The sequence below is a fragment of the Escherichia sp. WS1152 genome (genome assembly GCF_046487665.1).
GTDB classification, from domain to species: Bacteria; Pseudomonadota; Gammaproteobacteria; order Enterobacterales; family Enterobacteriaceae; genus Escherichia; species Escherichia coli.
The window spans coordinates 139,716-158,841 of record NZ_JBJQJA010000009.1; the positions used below are offsets into that span (position 1 = coordinate 139,716).

20 protein-coding genes are annotated in these 19,126 nt (G+C 52.4%); 7 read left to right on the forward strand and 13 right to left on the reverse strand.

Annotated elements, in window-relative coordinates:
- Positions 1-44: 44 nt before the first annotated feature.
- The 5 genes from recG to gmk are packed head-to-tail and all read right to left on the reverse strand — an operon-like array spanning position 45 to position 5,908.
- On the reverse strand, positions 45-2,126 hold the full coding sequence (recG, locus tag ACJHW7_RS15815; RefSeq protein ID WP_021557329.1) for an ATP-dependent DNA helicase RecG: 2,082 nt from the start codon (positions 2,124-2,126) through the stop codon (positions 45-47).
- 5 nt (positions 2,127-2,131) lie between these two features.
- Positions 2,132-2,821, reverse strand: a complete 690-nt coding sequence (trmH, locus tag ACJHW7_RS15820; protein WP_001070190.1) for a tRNA (guanosine(18)-2'-O)-methyltransferase TrmH — start codon at positions 2,819-2,821, stop codon at positions 2,132-2,134.
- 6 nt (positions 2,822-2,827) lie between these two features.
- On the reverse strand, positions 2,828-4,936 hold the full coding sequence (spoT, locus tag ACJHW7_RS15825) for a bifunctional GTP diphosphokinase/guanosine-3',5'-bis pyrophosphate 3'-pyrophosphohydrolase (protein ID WP_000280488.1): 2,109 nt from the start codon (positions 4,934-4,936) through the stop codon (positions 2,828-2,830).
- An 18-nt stretch (positions 4,937-4,954) separates the two neighbouring features.
- Positions 4,955-5,230: a DNA-directed RNA polymerase subunit omega gene (gene rpoZ, locus ACJHW7_RS15830; RefSeq protein WP_000135058.1), complete on the reverse strand. Its 276-nt coding sequence runs from the start codon at positions 5,228-5,230 to the stop codon at positions 4,955-4,957.
- A 54-nt stretch (positions 5,231-5,284) separates the two neighbouring features.
- Positions 5,285-5,908 (reverse strand): guanylate kinase, encoded by a 624-nt coding sequence (gene gmk / locus ACJHW7_RS15835; protein ID WP_001295237.1) that lies wholly within the window; start codon positions 5,906-5,908, stop codon positions 5,285-5,287.
- Positions 5,909-6,165: 257 nt separating this feature from the next.
- On the opposite strand from gmk, the gene ligB reads away from it, so the two are divergent.
- On the forward strand, positions 6,166-7,848 hold the full coding sequence (gene ligB, locus ACJHW7_RS15840; protein ID WP_000870047.1) for an NAD-dependent DNA ligase LigB: 1,683 nt from the start codon (positions 6,166-6,168) through the stop codon (positions 7,846-7,848).
- On the opposite strand, the gene ACJHW7_RS15845 is transcribed toward ligB, so the two are convergent.
- From ACJHW7_RS15845 to ACJHW7_RS15855, 3 genes are all read right to left on the reverse strand, one after another.
- Positions 7,845-8,462, reverse strand: coding sequence for a trimeric intracellular cation channel family protein (locus tag ACJHW7_RS15845; protein ID WP_000924289.1), 618 nt, complete (start codon positions 8,460-8,462; stop codon positions 7,845-7,847). The two genes, ligB and ACJHW7_RS15845, sit on opposite strands and share 4 nt — an antisense overlap.
- Positions 8,463-8,752: 290 nt before the next feature.
- Positions 8,753-9,577 (reverse strand): DNA damage-inducible protein D, encoded by an 825-nt coding sequence (gene dinD, locus ACJHW7_RS15850; RefSeq protein ID WP_001411731.1) that lies wholly within the window; start codon positions 9,575-9,577, stop codon positions 8,753-8,755.
- Between the two features lie 220 nt (positions 9,578-9,797).
- On the reverse strand, positions 9,798-10,661 hold the full coding sequence (locus ACJHW7_RS15855) for a YicC/YloC family endoribonuclease (RefSeq protein ID WP_000621336.1): 864 nt from the start codon (positions 10,659-10,661) through the stop codon (positions 9,798-9,800).
- Positions 10,662-10,787: 126 nt separating this feature from the next.
- Here ACJHW7_RS15855 and rph point away from each other — a divergent pair, with 126 nt between their 5' ends.
- A complete protein-coding gene (gene rph, locus ACJHW7_RS15860; RefSeq protein ID WP_001247089.1) occupies positions 10,788-11,504 on the forward strand; it encodes a ribonuclease PH in 717 nt (238 codons plus the stop codon).
- Between the two features lie 65 nt (positions 11,505-11,569).
- Positions 11,570-12,211 carry an orotate phosphoribosyltransferase gene (gene pyrE / locus ACJHW7_RS15865; protein ID WP_000806177.1) on the forward strand — a complete coding sequence of 214 codons (642 nt, stop codon included), beginning with the start codon at positions 11,570-11,572 and terminating at the stop codon, positions 12,209-12,211.
- A gap of 36 nt (positions 12,212-12,247) precedes the next feature.
- On the opposite strand, the gene slmA is transcribed toward pyrE, so the two are convergent.
- The 3 genes from slmA to coaBC form a co-directional block, all read right to left on the reverse strand.
- Complete coding sequence (slmA, locus tag ACJHW7_RS15870) at positions 12,248-12,844, reverse strand: nucleoid occlusion factor SlmA (protein ID WP_000818601.1); 597 nt, start codon at positions 12,842-12,844, stop codon at positions 12,248-12,250.
- Positions 12,845-12,950: 106 nt separating this feature from the next.
- The gene (dut, locus tag ACJHW7_RS15875) at positions 12,951-13,409 is read right to left on the reverse strand and encodes a dUTP diphosphatase (protein ID WP_000976070.1); all 459 of its coding nucleotides are present in this window, start codon (positions 13,407-13,409) and stop codon (positions 12,951-12,953) included.
- Positions 13,387-14,607 (reverse strand): bifunctional phosphopantothenoylcysteine decarboxylase/phosphopantothenate--cysteine ligase CoaBC, encoded by a 1,221-nt coding sequence (gene coaBC / locus ACJHW7_RS15880; protein ID WP_000050139.1) that lies wholly within the window; start codon positions 14,605-14,607, stop codon positions 13,387-13,389. Before coaBC ends, dut begins: the two co-directional genes overlap by 23 nt.
- Before the next feature lie 171 nt (positions 14,608-14,778).
- Between coaBC and radC the strand changes: the two genes are divergently transcribed.
- From radC to mutM, 4 genes are all read left to right on the forward strand, one after another.
- A complete protein-coding gene (gene radC / locus ACJHW7_RS15885) occupies positions 14,779-15,447 on the forward strand; it encodes a RadC family protein (RefSeq protein ID WP_001298959.1) in 669 nt (222 codons plus the stop codon).
- Positions 15,448-15,663: 216 nt separating this feature from the next.
- Entirely contained in the window at positions 15,664-15,900 is a 237-nt protein-coding gene (rpmB, locus tag ACJHW7_RS15890; protein WP_000091955.1) for a 50S ribosomal protein L28, read from the forward strand.
- Positions 15,901-15,920: 20 nt separating this feature from the next.
- Positions 15,921-16,088, forward strand: coding sequence for a 50S ribosomal protein L33 (gene rpmG / locus ACJHW7_RS15895; RefSeq protein WP_001051798.1), 168 nt, complete (start codon positions 15,921-15,923; stop codon positions 16,086-16,088).
- A gap of 97 nt (positions 16,089-16,185) precedes the next feature.
- A complete protein-coding gene (gene mutM, locus ACJHW7_RS15900; protein ID WP_001114533.1) occupies positions 16,186-16,995 on the forward strand; it encodes a bifunctional DNA-formamidopyrimidine glycosylase/DNA-(apurinic or apyrimidinic site) lyase in 810 nt (269 codons plus the stop codon).
- Between the two features lie 38 nt (positions 16,996-17,033).
- Here mutM and coaD read toward each other — a convergent pair whose 3' ends face one another.
- Both coaD and waaA read right to left on the reverse strand, forming a co-directional pair.
- Positions 17,034-17,513: a pantetheine-phosphate adenylyltransferase gene (gene coaD / locus ACJHW7_RS15905; RefSeq protein ID WP_001171866.1), complete on the reverse strand. Its 480-nt coding sequence runs from the start codon at positions 17,511-17,513 to the stop codon at positions 17,034-17,036.
- Positions 17,514-17,520: 7 nt separating this feature from the next.
- The gene (gene waaA / locus ACJHW7_RS15910) at positions 17,521-18,798 is read right to left on the reverse strand and encodes a lipid IV(A) 3-deoxy-D-manno-octulosonic acid transferase (protein WP_000891564.1); all 1,278 of its coding nucleotides are present in this window, start codon (positions 18,796-18,798) and stop codon (positions 17,521-17,523) included.
- Positions 18,799-19,126 lie beyond the last annotated feature (328 nt).

The following is a 19,126-nucleotide window of genomic DNA, read 5'->3' on the forward strand; positions in this document are numbered from 1 at the left end:
GAAGGTAGGGTAACCTGAAATGGCGGTCTTCTCACTGCCGCCTTTTACGCATTCGAGTAACGTTCCGTCTCCGGCATCCAGCGTTCTATCAGGGCTTTTGCCTGTTGTGGGTAACGTTCGTGAATATGGCGTGCCAGGCGCTGAACTTCCGGGATCATCGCCTGATCGCGCAGTAAATCCGCCACTTTAAATTCAGCATTACCCGTCTGACGAGTGCCTAACAATTCGCCAGGGCCGCGAATCTCCAGATCTTTTTGTGCAATCACAAACCCGTCGTTGCTGTCGCGCAGCACTTGCAGGCGAATTTGCGCCGTTTTAGAAAGCGGCGTTTTATAGAGCAGCACGCAGTGAGAAGCCACCGCGCCACGACCTACACGCCCACGTAGCTGGTGCAACTGCGCCAGACCCAGACGCTCCGGGTTTTCGATAATCATCAGACTGGCGTTAGGCACATCAACGCCGACTTCAATAACGGTTGTGGCAACCAGCAGGTGTAGCTCACCTTGTTTAAACGACGCCATCACCGCCTGTTTCTCGGCAGGTTTCATCCGCCCGTGTACCAGGCCAACATTCAACTCTGGTAGCGCCAGTTTCAACTCTTCCCAGGTAGCTTCCGCCGCCTGCGCTTCCAGCAATTCCGACTCTTCAATCAACGTACAAACCCAGTACGCCTGACGACCTTCAGTCATGCAGGCGTGGCGCACGCGGTCAATGATGTCGGTACGGCGAGTATCAGGAATAGCGACCGTAGTCACTGGCGTGCGGCCTGGCGGCAGTTCATCAATGACCGAGGTGTCGAGATCGGCATACGCAGTCATCGCCAGCGTGCGGGGGATCGGCGTGGCGGTCATGATCAACTGATGCGGATGGAAGCCTTGCTGCTGGCCTTTCTCCCACAATGCCAGACGCTGATGCACGCCAAAACGATGCTGTTCGTCGATAATCACCAGCGCCAGACCGTTAAACTGCACCTGTTCCTGGAAGATGGCGTGCGTACCAACAATCATCTGCACCTGACCGCTGGCGATGGCTTCCTGCTGAGACAGTCGCGCTTTACCTTTCTGCTTACCGGCGAGCCAGCCCACTTCGATACCGAGCGGTGCAAACCAGTTGCGGAAGTTATTGGCGTGCTGTTCGGCGAGTAATTCGGTTGGTGCCATCAATGCCACCTGTTTGCCGTGGGCAATCGCACGCAGCGCGGCGAGGGCAGCGACCAGCGTTTTACCGGAACCTACATCGCCCTGTACCAGGCGCATCATCGGCACATTCAGCGCCATATCGCGCTCGATCTCCGCCACCACGCGAGCCTGAGCGCCCGTTGGCTTGAACGGTAAGGCGGCAAGAAGTTTATTTTTCAGCGTGTCATTGGCGCTCAGCGGCTGGGCATGGAAACGTTGCGCTCCGGCGCGTAAGGCTAACATGCTGAGGTTATGCGCCAGCAGTTCTTCCAGAATCAGACGACGTTGCGCCGGATGCTGCCCGGTTTCCAGATCGCTAAGTTGCAGCGTCGGCGGCGGGCGGTGCAAAGTGCGCAACGCTTCCGGTAGCGTCATCATTCCTTGTGACAGTTCCGGCGGCAGGAGTTCTTCAATGGCGCAGGTGTCGAGCAGATCCAGCGCCTGGTCGGTTAATTTACGCAGCGTGGCCTGCTTTACGCCTTCGGTTGTTGGATAAACCGGCGTGAGCGTTTCCTGCAACTCTGGCGTACTGAGATCGCCCTGCACGCGGTATTCCGGGTGGATCATCTCCGCACCATATTTACCGCGCTTTGCTTCTCCATAGGCCAGCACGCGGCGGCCCGTCGCCAGGCTATTTTTCATTGCCGCGTTGAAGTTGAAAAAGCGCATGGTGAGAATGCCGGAACCGTCGCTGATCTGGCAGGTCATCATCCGCCGACCGCCGAAGGAGATATTGCAGTTCAGCACTTCGCCTTCCACCGTGGCATAAACGCCCGGTAGTAGTTCTCCGATGGGGTAGAGATGGGTGCGATCTTCGTAGCGCAGGGGAAGGTGTAACAGTAGATCCTGCACGGTATGCAGGTTGATTTTCGCCAGTTTGTTACTAAGTGCTGCGCCAACGCCCGTTAGGGAACTGAGTGGGACAGCATCTAACAGGCGACCTTTCATGGCACTTACCCTGCAGCCTGCATAGTAGCCCACCAGTCGGCATCAGCTTCGATCTCGCCTTGCTGATTGACGTGGGGATAAGGCAGGCCTTTGCGTTTTGCGACTTTCGCCAGCACCGGATAGCCGCCTTCAAACAACAGGCGTTGTTGCTCTGCTTCCGGCAACATGCTGTTTTCACGCAGGTACATGCCTGCATTTTGCCGCTGACGCTGGGCTTCGTAAAGAATGAGGGCTGAGGCAACGGAAACATTCAGCGACTGCACCATGCCGATCATCGGAATGATGATGTCCTGATCTGCCAGGGCCAATGCTTCCTGCGTGATGCCCGTTTTCTCCTGTCCCATCAAAATGCAGGTCGGGCGAGTGTAATCAACTTCGCGGAAATCGACAGCGTTATCAGAAAGATGGGTTGCCAGAATCTGCATGCCCTGGCCTTTCAGATGAGCGACGGCATCGCCAATGGTGCGGTGTGTTTTCACCTGCACCCAGCTGTTACTACCCGCAGCTGCCGAAGCCATGGTGCGCATGCGGCTACCAGGCCAGACGGCGTGAACTTCATGTACGCCAACGGCATCTGCGGTACGAATAATCGCAGAAACGTTATGAGGTTTGTGGACCTGCTCCATGCAGACGGTCAGATCAGGCTGCCGCCTGGCGAGCATTTCGCAGATGCGAGCATAACGTGTTGGGTTCATAAAACATTAATTTCGGTTTCGGGTGACTTTAATCACGTCTGGCATCACGCGGATTTTGCGCATGATATTCGCCAGATGCACACGGTCACGAGCGGTCAGACGAATAAAGGCGCTGTAGACGCGACCATCTTTCTCTTCCGTATTCAAACTTTGAATATTCGAGGTCGTGGTGTTAATTGCCGCCGTCAGGTTTGCCAGCGCACCCTGATGATTGAACATCTCCACCTTGATTTCGGTGATGAATTCCTGCGCCGTCTCTTTATCCCATTCCACAGCCATAAACTTCTCTGGCTCTTTCTGGTAGCCACGGATGTTACGGCAGGATTCATGGTGGATCACCAGACCTTTACCGGGGCTGACGTGGGCGATAATCGGGTCGCCAGGAATAGGGCGGCAGCATTTCGCAAAGGTGATCAGCACGCCATCGGCACCTTTAATTGGCAGATGTCCGTGACTTTGGGTTGCCGGTGGAATGGAGGCGTCCCCATGTTGTAGATTTTTCGCGACCACCACGCTCATTGCGTTACCAAGGCCGATTTCAGCCAGCAGATCGTCAAGCGTTGCCAGCTTCATGCGATCCAGCTCGCGCTGAATATTTTCCTGCGGGATTTCATTCAGCTTACGGCTACCACCCAAAGCATGGTTGAGCAGACGACGGCCCAGGCTTACAGAATCATCACGCTTGAGGTTTTTCAGCAACTGACGAATTTTGGCGCGCGCTTTTGAGCTAACGACAAAGTTCAGCCACGCGGCATTCGGGCGAGCGCCCGGTGCGGTAATGATTTCAACGGTTTGACCGCTGGTAAGCGGCTGCGACAGCGGGTAAGGCTGGCGGTCAACGCGTGCGCCCACGCAGGCATGACCGATATCGGTATGCACTGCATAAGCGAAGTCGACGGGCGTTGCACCGGCAGGCAGCTCGACAATGCGCCCTTCCGGTGTGAAAACGTAAATCTCATCCGGGAAGAGATCGGATTTAACGCTCTCGATAAATTCAAACGAACTACCGGCGCTCTGTTGCAGCTCCAGCAGGCTTTGCATCCAGCGCTGGGCGCGGATTTGTGCGGTAGTACTGGTTTCGCCGTGCTCTTTATAAGCCCAGTGCGCGGCAACACCCATCTCCGCCATCTGATCCATATCTTCGGTACGGATCTGGACCTCAACCGGCACGCCGTGCGGGCCAATCATCGAGGTGTGCAAAGACTGATAGCCGTTCGCTTTTGGAATGGCGATATAGTCTTTCACGCGGCCCGGACGCGGCTTGTACAGGCTGTGCATCTGGCCCAGCACGCGATAACAGGTGTCAGAATCATTGACGATCACGCGGAAAGCGTAGATGTCCATGATTGAGTGAAAACGCTGCTCTTTGAGCACCATTTTGCAGTAAATCGAATAAAGATGCTTTTCGCGACCACTGACGCGGCACGGTATTCCCGCTTCCTGCAAACGCCCTTCGATTTCAGAAAGAATCTTCTGGATCATCTCTTTACGGTTGCCGCGCGCGGCTTTCACCACTTCTTTGATTACGCGATAACGGTTGGGATACAGCGCCTCAAAACCCAGCTCTTCGAGTTCGGTTTTAATGTGGTGGATACCTAAACGGTGCGCCAGCGGGCTGTAAATTTCGAGAGTTTCACGGGCGATGCGGCGACGTTTGTCCGGGCGAAGTGAGCCCAGCGTGCGCATGTTGTGGGTACGGTCGGCAAGTTTGATGAGGATGACGCGGATATCCTGCACCATCGCCATAATCATCTTGCGAAAGTTTTCGGCCTGCGCCTCTTTCTTATCGCGGAACTTGAGTTTATCAAGTTTCGACACCCCCTCTACCAGCTCGGCGACGCTTTTACCAAAAAGCTGTTCCATATCCTGGTAGGTGGCGGGAGTATCTTCAATCACGTCATGCAGCAGCGCCGCCATCAGCGTTTCATAGTCGAGTTTCATCTCGGCCAGAATGCAGGCAACCGCTACCGGGTGCGTGATATAGGGTTCACCGCTTGAACGTGTTTGCCCCTCGTGAGCATCACGTGCAACGAGATACGCCTGCCGCAGACGCTTGATTTGGTCTTCCGGCAGGTAGGTTTGAATCAGTTGATTCAGGCTTTCAAACAGATACAAGGGCGACCCGCTTTGTGATTAACGACGACCTTCAGCAATAGCGGTAACGGCTTGTAATTCAGCGGCTTCCTGCTCTTGCTGTTCCTGGCGTTCGCGAACGTCGAGGATCTGGTTGTTGATCAGACCTTCTTCGATTTCGCGCAGCGCGATTACAGTGGTTTTATCGTTTTCTTCCGGTACCAGCGGATCCTTTCCGCCTACCTGCATCTGACGAGCGCGACGCGCGGCGACCAGTACCAGGTCAAAACGGTTACCAATTTTCTCTACAGCGTCCTGAACAGTTACGCGTGCCATACTTAAAAAGCTCCACAGGTGAAGAAATGACTGGGCATGATACTGAAATCAGGTTCAGTCTGCCAACAATTTGCTGATTAAAGCGTCATGACGCTGCTTTTGGCGGCTCATGCGCAGACGTTCGGCGCGAATAATGGTCTTCAAATCGGTCAACGCGGTATCGAAGTCATCATTCACAATCAGGTAATCATATTCGGCGTAATGGCTCATTTCTGCAACAGCTTGCGCCATACGCTTTGCAATGACCTCTTCGCTGTCCTGACCGCGACCGCGTAGACGGCGGTCCAGTTCAATTTTAGACGGCGGTAAAATAAAGATACTCCGCGCGTGCGGCATCTTCTGGCGAATTTGCTGCGCGCCCTGCCAGTCGATATCGAGAAAAACATCGACACCGGTCGCCAGTACTTGCTCAATGGCCTCACGCGAAGTGCCATAGTAATTACCAAAAACTTCTGCGTGTTCGAGGAACGCATCTCTGCTAATCATTTCTTTAAATTCATCATGATTAACAAAGAAATAATGTTCACCGTGGACTTCACCAGGACGCGGTTGGCGTGTGGTGTGTGAAACAGAAACCTGGGTGTCATACAACGGTTGGGTTTTTAATAAAGCCTGAATCAGGCTGGATTTACCCGCGCCACTGGGGGCAGAAACAATATAAAGCGTGCCTTGAGCCATGAGTATCTTTCGTATGTGATTAGCGAAATAAAGCCTACATACGAGCTTATTATACACGGCGCGGCCATGTGACGTAGCCCTTGCTCACACTTTTTGCGCAAAGTTGTTGCGTTTTGCGTAGCTGCTTCCGCATTTGCCTGTCATTCACTGCAATAAAGACGATTTTCAGGAAGCGTCCTCGCAGACTCCGTTTTTGCCACTCGGCTTTGCTTTCATCACGTTGTATATCTGCCTGACTACCTACAGCGGAGGTGATGATGAAAGTATGGATGGCGATATTAATAAGTATCTTGTGCTGGCAATCATCTGTGTGGGCGGTCTGTCCGGCCTGGTCGCCAGCCAGAGCACAGGAAGAAATTTCCCGCCTGCAACAGCAAATAAAACAGTGGGACGATGACTACTGGAAGGAAGGAAAAAGTGAGGTGGAAGACGGTGTTTACGATCAGTTAAGCGCCCGTCTTACGCAGTGGCAACGCTGCTTTGGGAGCGAGCCCCGCGACGTGATGATGCCGCCTTTAAATGGTGCGGTTATGCATCCGGTTGCCCATACGGGTGTACGCAAAATGGTGGATAAAAACGCATTAAGTCTGTGGATGCGAGAACGTAGCGATCTTTGGGTGCAGCCAAAAGTTGATGGCGTTGCGGTAACCCTGGTTTATCGGGACGGGAAACTGAACAAAGCAATCAGTCGCGGTAATGGCCTGAAAGGCGAGGACTGGACGCAGAAAGTTAGCTTAATTTCCGCTGTGCCGCAAACCGTTAGCGGGCCTTTAGCCAACAGTACGCTTCAGGGGGAAATATTTCTCCAGCGCGAGGGGCATATCCAACAACAAATGGGGGGAATAAATGCCCGCGCAAAAGTTGCTGGCTTGATGATGCGCCAGGACGATAGCGACACGCTGAATTCTCTGGGCGTTTTTGTCTGGGCATGGCCGGATGGACCGCAGTTAATGTCTGATCGTTTAAAAGAGCTGGCTACCGCAGGTTTTACTCTAACGCAGACGTATACCCGTGCGGTGAAAAATGCTGATGAAGTTGCGCGCGTACGCAATGAGTGGTGGAAAGCGGAATTACCCTTCGTCACCGATGGCGTAGTTGTACGAGCGGCGAAAGAGCCAGAATCCCGCCATTGGCTACCGGGCCAGGCAGAGTGGCTGGTGGCCTGGAAATATCAACCTGTAGCTCAGGTTGCCGAAGTGAAGGCAATTCAGTTTGCGGTGGGTAAGAGCGGTAAAATATCGGTGGTTGCGTCACTCGCACCTGTCATGCTGGATGATAAAAAAGTCCAGCGGGTGAATATTGGTTCCGTCAGGCGCTGGCAGGAGTGGGATATTGCGCCTGGTGATCAGATTCTCGTCAGCCTTGCCGGTCAGGGTATTCCTCGCATTGATGATGTGGTGTGGCGCGGTGCAGAACGTACAAAACCGACACCGCCAGAAAACCGCTTTAACTCGTTGACCTGCTACTTTGCTTCTGATGTTTGTCAGGAACAGTTCATTTCACGCTTAGTCTGGCTGGGGGCAAAACAGGTTCTTGGGCTGGATGGCATTGGTGAGGCCGGCTGGCGCGCGCTGCATCAGACTCATCGCTTTGAGCATATCTTTTCCTGGCTTTTATTAACGCCAGAGCAATTACAGAACACGCCGGGGATCGCGAAAAGTAAAAGTGCGCAGCTATGGCATCAGTTTAATCTGGCTCGTAAGCAGCCTTTTACTCGCTGGGTGATGGCAATGGGAATACCGCTAACCCGGGCGGCGCTTAATGCCAGTGATGAACGGTCCTGGTCGCAACTTTTATTTAGCACGGAGCAGTTCTGGCAGCAGCTGCCGGGCACTGGATCGGGGCGCGCCAGACAGGTTATTGAATGGAAGGAAAATGCGCAAATCAAGAAGCTGGGCAGTTGGCTGGCTGCCCAGCAGATCACAGGTTTTGAACCTTAGTGTCCTTCGTGGCTGTAGTAAAAGACCGGTAATCCCAGCTTAAGGCGTAGCGCCAGTAAGCGGGCAAAAAAGCCGAATACCAGGGTGGAGATAATTACCACATCATGATTAGAAACATAGTGTTGCAGCGCGATGTACAGCACGGCGGAGGCAAATGAGACACCGGCATACAACTCTTTCTGGAATACCAGTGGGATGCGTTTACAGAACATATCGCGCAAAACGCCGCCAAACACGCCGGTGGTTACCGCCGCGACAACGGCAATAATTGGGCCGTGCCCCATATCCAGTGCAACCTGTGCCCCGATGATAGAAAAGACCACCAGTCCGAGCGCATCGAGCACCAGAAACACTTTGCGCAGGTAAGGCATTACAGGAGCAACGATAGTGGTGAGTACTGCGGCGGTAGCGACGATAATCACATATTCCGGGTGTTTGACCCAGCCGAGCGGATAGTGGCCCAGCAGAATATCGCGCACTGACCCTCCGCCAATTGCGGTGGCGGTCGCAATAATAATTACGCCAAATGTATCCATGCGCCGTCGTCCGGCCGCCAGCGCCCCCGTCATGGCTTCGGCAGTAATGCCAACCAAATACAAAATGTGTAACAGCATGGTTCTCTCCCTAAAAATCTGTCTGGCAGGGTAGCGATTTGTGCGCATTGTCACGATTGAGATTTTTTAAGGTGAGGGGAAATTGATAACTTGTAGTTATGTGAAATCGCTATTTTCTGTAGCAGAGATGCATTCTTCTGACTTCTTGTCTGAGAAAATGCATAAGAAAAAATAGGTTAAAACTGAGGGGGGAAAAGAAAGGTGCAATATTTAGCCATTGTGTTCACTGCACCTGGACCTTGGCTTACGCATCGGGTGTCTCAATCAACAAAAAGAGTTTTTAGTTTCTGCTATTTCTTCTCTGTAATTTTTACACTGTTTTCCAACTGCTTGATGCTGACCTGCGGGGTCGGCAACTCCTCAGGCATGGTTCCGCCAAGTTCCTGAATGGTTTGCCTCACCTTGCGACCCACGTCAAAGTGTGTGGTGTTTGCTTGCTGTTTTGAATTCACGCCATCCCGCTTGAGTTTTTCTTCTGTTTGGGTAGCTCGAAAGAGATTAGCCGCCAGTTCTGTTGAACCCATATGATCCAGGATCTTCTGATTCTTTTTCAGCCCCTTCCGCTGATGAATAGCTTTCTGATCTAATCCACCATACAGCCCCCGGTAACCATGATTCTGAAATATGGCGAAATCGATAGCTGTCGCTACCCCAGCTTGCTGCGCTGCCTCAACCAATTGTTTGTTATGTTCTTTCAATTCATTTCTCAGAAAAAGACGCTTTTCGTCTTCACGAAGTTGCCTGAAAGCTTCATCGTCAGCCAGCTCCTGCCGTCGGGTCTGGATAGCAAAATAAGTTTGCCCTGCCGCAATAACCGGTTTCGCAGGGTCGCCGTTTTGTACTACCAGGTAACAGGCATAGCGGGAGAGATGAACATCTTCAAGTTCTCGTTGAGCCCCTGAACCTAATACAACCATTTTGGTGGTTTCAACGAAATGGTCAGATGCAGCTTGATTGCTGGCTTCGCACGCTTGAGTCGCGCGGGCCAGTACCTTTTGAAAATTGCGCCAGTCCCGATAATCCAGTAACGGTGCCAATTCTCTAGCTGACCAAAATTCTTGCCCTTCAGTGCCATAATGCCGTATTTCTTCAAAAGGTTGATGATGTTCGTTCATTGCCCACTCCATGTGATATCGATTGCAAAGAAAGTAAATCTGTAACTGTATTTATATACAGTTGTGAGTATCTCACGTTCTCAGTGTGCTGGGCAAAAAAACATCGCAAAATCTGGAGCAGGCACGCAAAACAGAATTGAAGTTGCGGGGAAGAAAAATGCCGCTCTGTTTGAGTGGGCGGCATTTGTGAAGGCTGAAAAGTAAGAATTGGCGTTACGAGTTATTCAATGTTCTGAATCTGCTCGCGCATCTGCTCAATCAACACTTTCAGCTCAATCGCGGAGTTTGTCACTTCGGCATTGATAGACTTCGACGCAAGAGTGTTCGACTCGCGGTTGAATTCCTGCATCATAAAGTCCAGACGACGACCAACGGCTTCTTTTTTCTTCAGAATGTTGTAGGTCTCTTTGACATGCGCTTCCAGGCGGTCCAGTTCTTCGGCAACGTCAATTCGTTGTGCCAGCAGAACCAGCTCCTGCTCCAGACGGTTGTTTTCCAACTGAACCTGAGCATCTTCCAGCTTCGCGACCAGACGCTCACGCTGCCATTGCAGGATTTCCGGCATATGGGCGCGGACTTTGACCACTTCGGCGGTGACGCCTTCCAGACGCTGCTCGATCAATGCTTTCAGTGCCTGACCTTCGGTTTCGCGCGCGACAATAAAGTCGTCCAGCGTACCATCCAGCGCCGCGAGAATTTCAGCGGCAATGGCGTCAAGATCCTGCTCCTGGGCTGCCATCACGCCCGGCCAGCGTAGAATATCAACCGGGTTGATTTCCCCTTCGTCACTCTGCATTTTTACCCAGTTCGCGGCAGTTACCAGCTGTTTAGCCAGTTTTTCGTTGAGGATCAGCTCACCTTGCGCGCTAACATCTGGCTCATAGCGCAGGGTACATTCCACTTTACCGCGCGTCAGGCGAGAACGAATACGCTCGCGAACGACAGGTTCAAGGCTACGGAACTGCTCCGGCAGACGAAAGTAAGTTTCCAGATAACGCTGGTTTACCGAGCGCATTTCCCAGGTTGCGCTCCCCCATTCACCCTTGATTTCACGCCGGGCGTAGGCGGTCATACTGCGGATCATAGACGTTCCTGTTTATAAAAGGAGAGGTGGAAGGATTATAGCCATCGATGCCTTGTCAGGATAGGAATAACCGCCGGAAGTCCGTATAATGCGCAGCCACATTTGTTTCAAGCCGGAGATTTCAATATGCGTCCAGCAGGCCGTAGCAATAATCAGGTGCGTCCCGTTACCCTGACTCGTAACTATACAAAACATGCAGAAGGCTCGGTGCTGGTCGAATTTGGCGATACCAAAGTGTTGTGTACCGCCTCTATTGAAGAAGGCGTGCCGCGCTTCCTGAAAGGTCAGGGCCAGGGCTGGATCACCGCAGAGTACGGCATGCTGCCACGTTCTACCCACACCCGTAACGCTCGTGAAGCGGCGAAAGGTAAGCAGGGTGGACGCACAATGGAAATCCAGCGTCTGATCGCCCGTGCTCTTCGCGCGGCAGTAGATTTGAAAGCGCTGGGTGAGTTCACCATTACGCTGGACTGCGACGTGCTTCAGGCTGATGGTGGCACGCGTACCGCGTCGATTACGGGTGCCTGCGTGGCGCTGGCAGATGCGCTACAGAAGCTGGTGGAAAACGGCAAGCTGAAAACCAACCCGATGAAAGGGATGGTAGCCGCAGTTTCTGTCGGTATTGTAAACGGTGAAGCAATTTGCGATCTGGAATACGTTGAAGACTCAGCCGCAGAGACCGACATGAACGTAGTGATGACCGAAGACGGGCGCATCATTGAAGTGCAGGGGACGGCAGAAGGCGAGCCGTTCACCCATGAAGAGCTACTCACCTTGTTGGCGCTGGCCCGAGGGGGAATCGAATCCATTGTAGCGACGCAGAAGGCGGCGCTGGCAAACTGATTTTTAAGGCGACTGATGAGTCGCCTTTTTTTTGTCTGTAGAAAAGTAAGATGAGGAGCGAAGGCATGAAACCATATCAGCGCCAGTTTATTGAATTTGCGCTTAGCAAGCAGGTGTTAAAGTTTGGCGAGTTTACGCTGAAATCCGGGCGCAAAAGCCCCTATTTCTTCAACGCCGGGCTGTTTAATACCGGGCGCGACCTGGCACTGTTAGGCCGTTTTTACGCTGAAGCATTGGTGGATTCTGGCATTGAGTTCGATCTGCTGTTTGGCCCTGCTTACAAAGGGATCCCGATTGCGACCACTACCGCCGTGGCGCTGGCGGAGCATCATGACCTTGACCTGCCGTACTGCTTTAACCGCAAAGAGGCAAAAGACCACGGTGAAGGCGGCAATCTGGTTGGTAGCGCGTTACAAGGACGCGTAATGCTGGTAGATGATGTGATCACCGCCGGAACGGCGATTCGCGAATCGATGGAGATTATTCAGGCTAATGGCGCGACGCTTGCTGGCGTATTGATTTCGCTTGATCGTCAGGAACGGGGGCGCGGCGAGATTTCGGCGATTCAGGAAGTTGAGCGTGATTACAACTGCAAAGTGATCTCTATCATCACCCTGAAAGATCTGATTGCCTATCTGGAAGAGAAGCCGGAAATGGCGGAACATCTGGCGGCGGTTAAGGCCTATCGCGAAGAGTTTGGCGTTTAAAGAAACTCGCCGGATGAAAAGTCATCCGGCGTCATATTACTGCAACTGCGCGGCAATTAGCGGCCAGCGGGCGTCAAAATCATCCGTCGGGCGGTATTTAAATTCGCTGCGGACAAAACGTGACAGCATACCTTCACAGAAGGCCAGGATCTGGCTTGCCAGCAGGGTTTCATCGGTGGTGTAACCTTCACCCTCACGCATTCTCTTTTCACGCAATACCTGGCGCAGCTGCGCTTCAATACGCTCGAACAGCTGGTTGATACGCCCTTGCAGGCGATCCTGTTCAAACATCAGCGCATGACCAGTGAGGATGCGGGTCAGGCCAGGATTACGCTCACCAAAACCGAGAAGCAGCAACACAATCAGACGCAGGCGCGCTGTGGTGTCTTTCTCATCTTTCAGAATCAGGTTGATGCGAGTAATCAGGCTATCTTCGATAAACTCAATCAGGCTATCGAACATGCGGGTCTTACTGGGGAAGTGGCGATACAGTGCCGCTTCGGAAACGCCGACAGAGGCGGCCAGTTTTGCCGTCGTGATACGTTGGCTTCCATCGCTGGATTCCAGCATCAGCGCCAGAGACTGAAGTATTTCCTCGCGACGGTTCCTTTTCGCAGTTTGTTTTTCTGCCATGTTACAAAATACCCCTGAAAATAAGCACTTGCCAGGCGGCACCCACGCTATGACCGCAAACGAAATGTTTGCGGCTATGTTATGACGTTATTCGGATGCGTATGTGTTACTGACGACCAGAGTGACCAAAGCCGCCTTCACCGCGGTCGGTGGCGTCGAAATCTTCCACCAGATTAAATTCAGCCTGTACTACCGGAACAAAAATCATCTGGGCGATGCGTTCGCCAGGTTGAATGGTGAAGCTGTCCTGACCACGGTTCCACACGGAAATCATCAACTGGCCCTGATAGTCAGAATCGATCAATCCTACCAGGTTACCAAGCACGATACCGTGCTTATGTCCCAATCCGGAGCGCGGCAGCATCATTGCCGCCAGTGAAGGATCGGCAATATGAATCGCCAGCCCGGTCGGAACCAGCGTAGTGTCACCCGGAGCCAGTTCTACGGCGTCGTCGAGACAGGCACGCAGGTCAAGTCCGGCAGAGCCAGAGGTGGCATAAGTCGGGAGCGGAAATTCCTTCCCAACGCGCGGGTCCAGAATCTTAACGTCGATTTTTTTCATCATAACGGGTCACGATCTCGTCGAGTAATAATTGGCCAAGGAGCTCTTTGCGCTCAAGCGGTAAGACTTTATCTCCGTCCTGCCAGAAAAGGTGTAATGCGTTGTTGTCGCTGTTAAATCCTTGAGTTGGCTGGGAAACATCGTTCGCGCAGATCAGATCAAGGTTTTTACGGATACGTTTTTGCCGGGCGTATTCTTCCACATTATTTGTTTCGGCGGCAAATCCAACGACATAGGGTCGATGGTCTTTTAGTGCGGCAACGCCTGCGACGATATCGGGGTTTTTAACCATTTTTATTGTTAATTCATCACCCTGCGTGGCCTGCTTTTTGATTTTCTCTGGGGCCACGGTAGCTGCGCGATAATCCGCCACGGCGGCGCAGCCGATAAAAATATTTTGCTGCTGTACAGAAGCATTCACGGCGGCTTCCATTTCCAGCGCGGTCATCACATCAACACGTTTAACAAACGGTGGCGTCGGTAGTGAAACCGGACCTGATACCAGCGTGACGTTCGCGCCACGACGGGCAGCGGCGGCGGCGATAGCAAAACCCATCTTGCCGGAGCTGTGATTAGAGATATAACGCACGGGATCGAGCGGTTCACGCGTCGGGCCGGCGGTAATCATAATGTTCAGATGTTTCAGGTCGTTGACGGGCGAAAAATGCGCTACCGCCATATCCACAATGGTTAACGGATCGAGCATTCGCCCAGGACCGATATCACCACAAGCCTGACTGCCACTGTCTGGCCCCCAGATGAGCAAACCACGGGAAGCAAGCACCTCTAAATTATGCTGCGTGGCAGCGGCACGGTACATCTGCTGGTTCATGGCGGGGAGCACGGCTACAGGCGCAGGTGTAGCCAGACAAATCGTCGATACCAGGTCATTCGCCATTCCGGCAGCAACACGGGCAATCAAATCTGCCGTGGCAGGGGCGAGAATCACTAAATCAGCCCATTTACCCAGCTCAATATGGCCCATAGCGGCTTCGGCTGCCGGGTCCAGCAGACTGTCGGAAACGGGATAACCAGAAACCGCCTGCAAGCTAAGTGGGGTGATAAAGGCTTTTGCCGCTTCGGTCATGGCTACGCGGACGTCGGCCCCGCGATCGCGCAAACGACGCACCAGTTCAGGGGTTTTATAGGCAGCAATACCGCCGCTAACGCCGAGAACGATTTTTTTACCGGCCAGGCTCATGATGATTTTTCCTGTTGGGTGACACCAGAAGTTGGCGATTTTATCACAATACTTTTGTTGTCGTGCCTTCACCTGAGAATCACTTTGCGAGGCGCTTTCCAGGATTGAAAACTGGCCGTCGATTTAACGGAACGGCTATGACAGGATGCGAGCACCACAAAGGAGGTGAAGGTGAAAAACAATTCACAGCTGTTGATGCCGCGCGAAAAAATGCTGAAGTTTGGTATTAGCGCCTTAACGGATGTCGAGCTGCTGGCGCTATTTCTGCGTACCGGAACGCGCGGTAAAGATGTATTAACCCTGGCAAAAGAGATGCTGGAGAATTTCGGCTCTCTTTATGGCTTGTTAACCTCTGAATATGAACAATTTAGTGGCGTTCATGGAATTGGCGTGGCGAAATTTGCCCAGTTAAAGGGGATTGCTGAACTGGCGCGGCGTTACTACAACGTGCGGATGCGTGAAGAAAGCCCTTTACTCAGCCCGGAGATGACGAGGGAATTTTTACAAAGCCAGCTCACGGGTGAGGAGCGGGAGATCTTTATGGTGATCTTTCTCGACTCCCAACACCGGGTTATAACGCATAGCCGTCTTTTTTCCGGCACGCTAAACCATGTTGAAGTCCATCCTCGGGAAATTATCCGCGAAGCGATAAAAATAAACGCCTCGGCGCTGATCCTTGCACATAATCACCCTTCGGGTTGTGCTGAACCCAGTAAAGCGGATAAACTCATTACTGAACGGATAATAAAGAGTTGTCAGTTCATGGATTTACGCGTGCTCGACCATATCGTGATTGGGCGTGGAGAGTATGTTTCTTTTGCCGAACGCGGCTGGATTTAACCCGCTATGCGCGATCCTTCGGGATCTTTGTCTGTTCGGGACTTGAGCACATCGCTGAGTCAGCGTATACTACGCCACCTTTGAGAATCTCGGGTTTGGCATTTGGGCCTGGCAATCGAGAGTTCACATAGAACTGCGATGACCGGGCTGTAAAGCCTGACGAGGCGCCAATACCCCATACGAAGCTCGAGCTAATTTGATTTTTGGAGAATAGACATGTCCCGAGTCTGCCAAGTTACTGGCAAGCGTCCGGTGACCGGTAACAACCGTTCCCACGCACTGAACGCGACTAAACGCCGTTTCCTGCCGAACCTGCACTCTCACCGTTTCTGGGTTGAGAGCGAGAAGCGTTTTGTCACCCTGCGCGTATCTGCTAAAGGTATGCGTGTAATCGATAAAAAAGGCATCGATACAGTTCTGGCTGAACTGCGTGCCCGTGGCGAAAAGTACTAAGTACTTAGAGGAAATAAATCATGGCTAAAGGTATTCGTGAGAAAATCAAGCTGGTTTCTTCTGCTGGTACTGGTCACTTCTATACCACTACGAAGAACAAACGTACTAAGCCGGAAAAACTGGAACTGAAAAAATTCGATCCAGTTGTTCGCCAGCACGTGATCTACAAAGAAGCGAAAATCAAATAATTCTCGCTTTGATGTAACAAAAAACCTCGCTCCGGCGGGGTTTTTTGTTATCTGCTTGCCCCCATATTGACTGCATCTGTTCATTCCTGGAGATGCTATGCCTGAATTACCCGAAGTTGAAACCAGCCGCCGCGGCATAGAACCGCATCTCGTTGGTGCAACCATTCTTCATGCGGTGGTGCGCAACGGACGCTTGCGCTGGCCGGTTTCAGAAGAGATCTACCGTTTAAGCGACCAACCAGTGCTTAGCGTGCAGCGGCGGGCTAAATATCTGCTGCTGGAGCTGCCTGAGGGCTGGATTATCATTCATTTGGGGATGTCTGGCAGCCTGCGCATCCTTCCAGAAGAACTTCCCCCTGAAAAGCATGACCATGTGGATTTGGTGATGAGCAACGGCAAAGTGCTGCGCTACACCGATCCGCGCCGCTTTGGTGCCTGGCTGTGGACCAAAGAGCTGGAAGGGCACAACGTGCTGGCTCATCTTGGACCGGAGCCGCTTAGCGACGATTTCAATGGTGAGTATCTGCATCAGAAGTGCGCGAAGAAAAAAACGGCGATTAAACCGTGGCTGATGGATAACAAGCTGGTGGTAGGGGTAGGGAATATCTATGCCAGCGAATCACTGTTTGCGGCGGGGATCCATCCGGATCGGCTGGCGTCATCACTGTCGCTGGCAGAGTGTGAATTGTTAGCTCGGGTGATTAAAGCGGTGTTGCTGCGTTCGATTGAGCAGGGTGGTACAACGCTGAAAGATTTTCTGCAAAGTGATGGTAAACCGGGCTATTTCGCACAGGAATTGCAGGTTTACGGGCGAAAAGGCGAGCCGTGTCGGGTGTGCGGTACGCCGATTGTGGCGACTAAACATGCGCAGCGGGCAACGTTTTATTGTCGGCAGTGCCAGAAGTAATTCATGCGCGCCGGATGGCATACCATCCGGCATAAACGCTACGCTAACTTCGCCATCAGCGCCTGATGGACATTCTCCGGCAGGAAATGGGTGACATCGCCCTGATGGCGCGCCACCTCTTTCACCAACGATGAAGAGATAAACGACCACTCTTTCGACGGCATCAGAAACACACTTTCCAGTTCCGGCATTAAGTGGCGATTCATATGCGCCAGCTGCATTTCATATTCAAAATCCGCCACCGCACGCAGGCCACGAATCAGCACCGTAGCGTGTTGATTACGGGCGAAGTTCGCCATCAAATCACTAAACCCGACCACTTCCACGTTCCCCAGATGCGCGGTTGCCTGCTGTGCCAGCGCCACACGCTCTTCCAGGGTAAACATCGGTTTTTTACTGGGGCTGGCGGCAATCGCCAGAATAACGTGATCGAACATTTGCGTGGCGCGCGTCACGATATCGATATGACCATTGGTAATGGGATCGAAAGTACCCGGATAAATCGCCCGTTTTTGCATAACAACCTCAATGCGTTTTCGGTGGCAGGTAAGGTTCCAGCAGTTGAAGCAGACGCTGTAGCGCGCCCTGGTTTTGATACAGTACTTCAACGGCATGACGGCCATAGAAACTACGGTAATCGGCGTCGGTGAGTAAAGAGGACACCTCTTTTGCAAGCGTAGTGGCATCGGTAACGGTAATCAGCCCGCTTGCCTGCTCCAGCCGCGCGCAAATGTCTTTAAAGTTAAAAGTATGCGGCCCCATCAATACCGGAATAGCGTGTGCGGCAGCTTCCAGCGGATTATGCCCACCACGTTCAACCAGTGAACCGCCAACAAAGGCGAGATCGGCAATGCCGTACAGTAACATCAACTCGCCCATCGTATCGCCAACCACAACCTGCGTGCTGGTGGAGGGGACTTCCCCTGAAGAGCGTGTGATATAGCTTAGTCCAGCCTGGCGGACAAGATTAATCGCATCCGGGAAGCGTTCTGGATGACGGGGTACCAGGATGAGCAATAAATTCGGGAATTGCTGTAACAATGCCTGATGTGCGGCAATGACCACGCTCTCTTCACCTTCGTGAGTGCTGGTGGCAATCCATACCGGGCGGTGTGGTGCCCACTGGCGGCGCAGCGTCACGGCTTTAGCAGCCAACTGCGGCGTTACAGAAATATCGAATTTCAGGCTACCGGTAACGGTCACCTGATTATTTTTTGCGCCCAGCGCCACAAAACGTGCACCATCTTCTTCATTTTGCGCAGCAATCAGCGTAATACGACGCAGCAAGCGACGGACGAATTTACCCAGTTTGGCATAACCTGCGGCCGAGCGGGCAGAGAGTCGCGCGTTAGCGATCACCAGCGGAATTTTACGTTTGTGTAGCGCCGCAATCAGGTTAGGCCATAGTTCGGTTTCCATAATCAACACCAGTTTGGGGTCGACTTTATTCAGGAAACGGTTGAGCGCATCGGGCAGGTCATACGGCAGATAAACGTGCTGAACATCCTTCCCGAAAGCCGATTGTACGCGCTCCGAACCGGTTGGCGTCATGGTTGTAACGGTAATCGGTAAATCAGGATAACGATGGCGCAGCGCGCGCACCAACGGGATCGCCGCCAGAGTTTCACCGACGGAGACGGAGTGCAGCATAATGCCGCCTGGTTTTAGCGGATGGCGGTAAAAACCGTAACGTTCACCCCAGCGTTTTCGATAGGCCGGAGCCTTACGTCCGCGCACCCAGAGCCGTATCCAGATCAGCGGCTGAATAAGGTAGAGAAGGGCGGTGTAAAGCAATTCGAGCATAGTAAATAGCTGACTTATGGATGTGCTGGGGATTCTATGTATTTAGCTGTGGCTTTACCATTACTTTTCCCGTTTTTGACTTAAATAGCAATTTACCCGCCAATTCTTGCTGAACATCTATACTTTTTTTGTATTTTTATGCGATTCATTGATTTCTGCTGTACGTGCAGGAAGGAATCGCAGAGCAACAGTGAAAGAATATGGTTGCTAATGATTTTATTTGATTGATTTCTTTATTGAAAATCAACAATGTGCTTAAAAATCATTCGGGTCGGATTGCCGCGAAAGAAGTGATACACTAGCGCGTCAATATCAGTGCGGTATCAGT

What these genes read in the sequence shown, in the direction of transcription:
- recG (WP_021557329.1), bottom strand. Translation starts at nt 2,126, where the DNA reads ATGAAAGGTCGCCTGTTAGATGCTGTCCCACTCAGTTCCCTAACGGGC.
- trmH (WP_001070190.1), bottom strand. Translation starts at nt 2,821, where the DNA reads ATGAACCCAACACGTTATGCTCGCATCTGCGAAATGCTCGCCAGGCGG.
- rpoZ (WP_000135058.1), bottom strand. Translation starts at nt 5,230, where the DNA reads ATGGCACGCGTAACTGTTCAGGACGCTGTAGAGAAAATTGGTAACCGT.
- gmk (WP_001295237.1), bottom strand. Translation starts at nt 5,908, where the DNA reads ATGGCTCAAGGCACGCTTTATATTGTTTCTGCCCCCAGTGGCGCGGGT.
- ligB (WP_000870047.1), top strand. Translation starts at nt 6,166, where the DNA reads ATGAAAGTATGGATGGCGATATTAATAAGTATCTTGTGCTGGCAATCA.
- ACJHW7_RS15845 (WP_000924289.1), bottom strand. Translation starts at nt 8,462, where the DNA reads ATGCTGTTACACATTTTGTATTTGGTTGGCATTACTGCCGAAGCCATG.
- dinD (WP_001411731.1), bottom strand. Translation starts at nt 9,577, where the DNA reads ATGAACGAACATCATCAACCTTTTGAAGAAATACGGCATTATGGCACT.
- ACJHW7_RS15855 (WP_000621336.1), bottom strand. Translation starts at nt 10,661, where the DNA reads ATGATCCGCAGTATGACCGCCTACGCCCGGCGTGAAATCAAGGGTGAA.
- rph (WP_001247089.1), top strand. Translation starts at nt 10,788, where the DNA reads ATGCGTCCAGCAGGCCGTAGCAATAATCAGGTGCGTCCCGTTACCCTG.
- pyrE (WP_000806177.1), top strand. Translation starts at nt 11,570, where the DNA reads ATGAAACCATATCAGCGCCAGTTTATTGAATTTGCGCTTAGCAAGCAG.
- slmA (WP_000818601.1), bottom strand. Translation starts at nt 12,844, where the DNA reads ATGGCAGAAAAACAAACTGCGAAAAGGAACCGTCGCGAGGAAATACTT.
- dut (WP_000976070.1), bottom strand. Translation starts at nt 13,409, where the DNA reads ATGATGAAAAAAATCGACGTTAAGATTCTGGACCCGCGCGTTGGGAAG.
- coaBC (WP_000050139.1), bottom strand. Translation starts at nt 14,607, where the DNA reads ATGAGCCTGGCCGGTAAAAAAATCGTTCTCGGCGTTAGCGGCGGTATT.
- rpmB (WP_000091955.1), top strand. Translation starts at nt 15,664, where the DNA reads ATGTCCCGAGTCTGCCAAGTTACTGGCAAGCGTCCGGTGACCGGTAAC.
- rpmG (WP_001051798.1), top strand. Translation starts at nt 15,921, where the DNA reads ATGGCTAAAGGTATTCGTGAGAAAATCAAGCTGGTTTCTTCTGCTGGT.
- mutM (WP_001114533.1), top strand. Translation starts at nt 16,186, where the DNA reads ATGCCTGAATTACCCGAAGTTGAAACCAGCCGCCGCGGCATAGAACCG.
- coaD (WP_001171866.1), bottom strand. Translation starts at nt 17,513, where the DNA reads ATGCAAAAACGGGCGATTTATCCGGGTACTTTCGATCCCATTACCAAT.
- waaA (WP_000891564.1), bottom strand. Translation starts at nt 18,798, where the DNA reads ATGCTCGAATTGCTTTACACCGCCCTTCTCTACCTTATTCAGCCGCTG.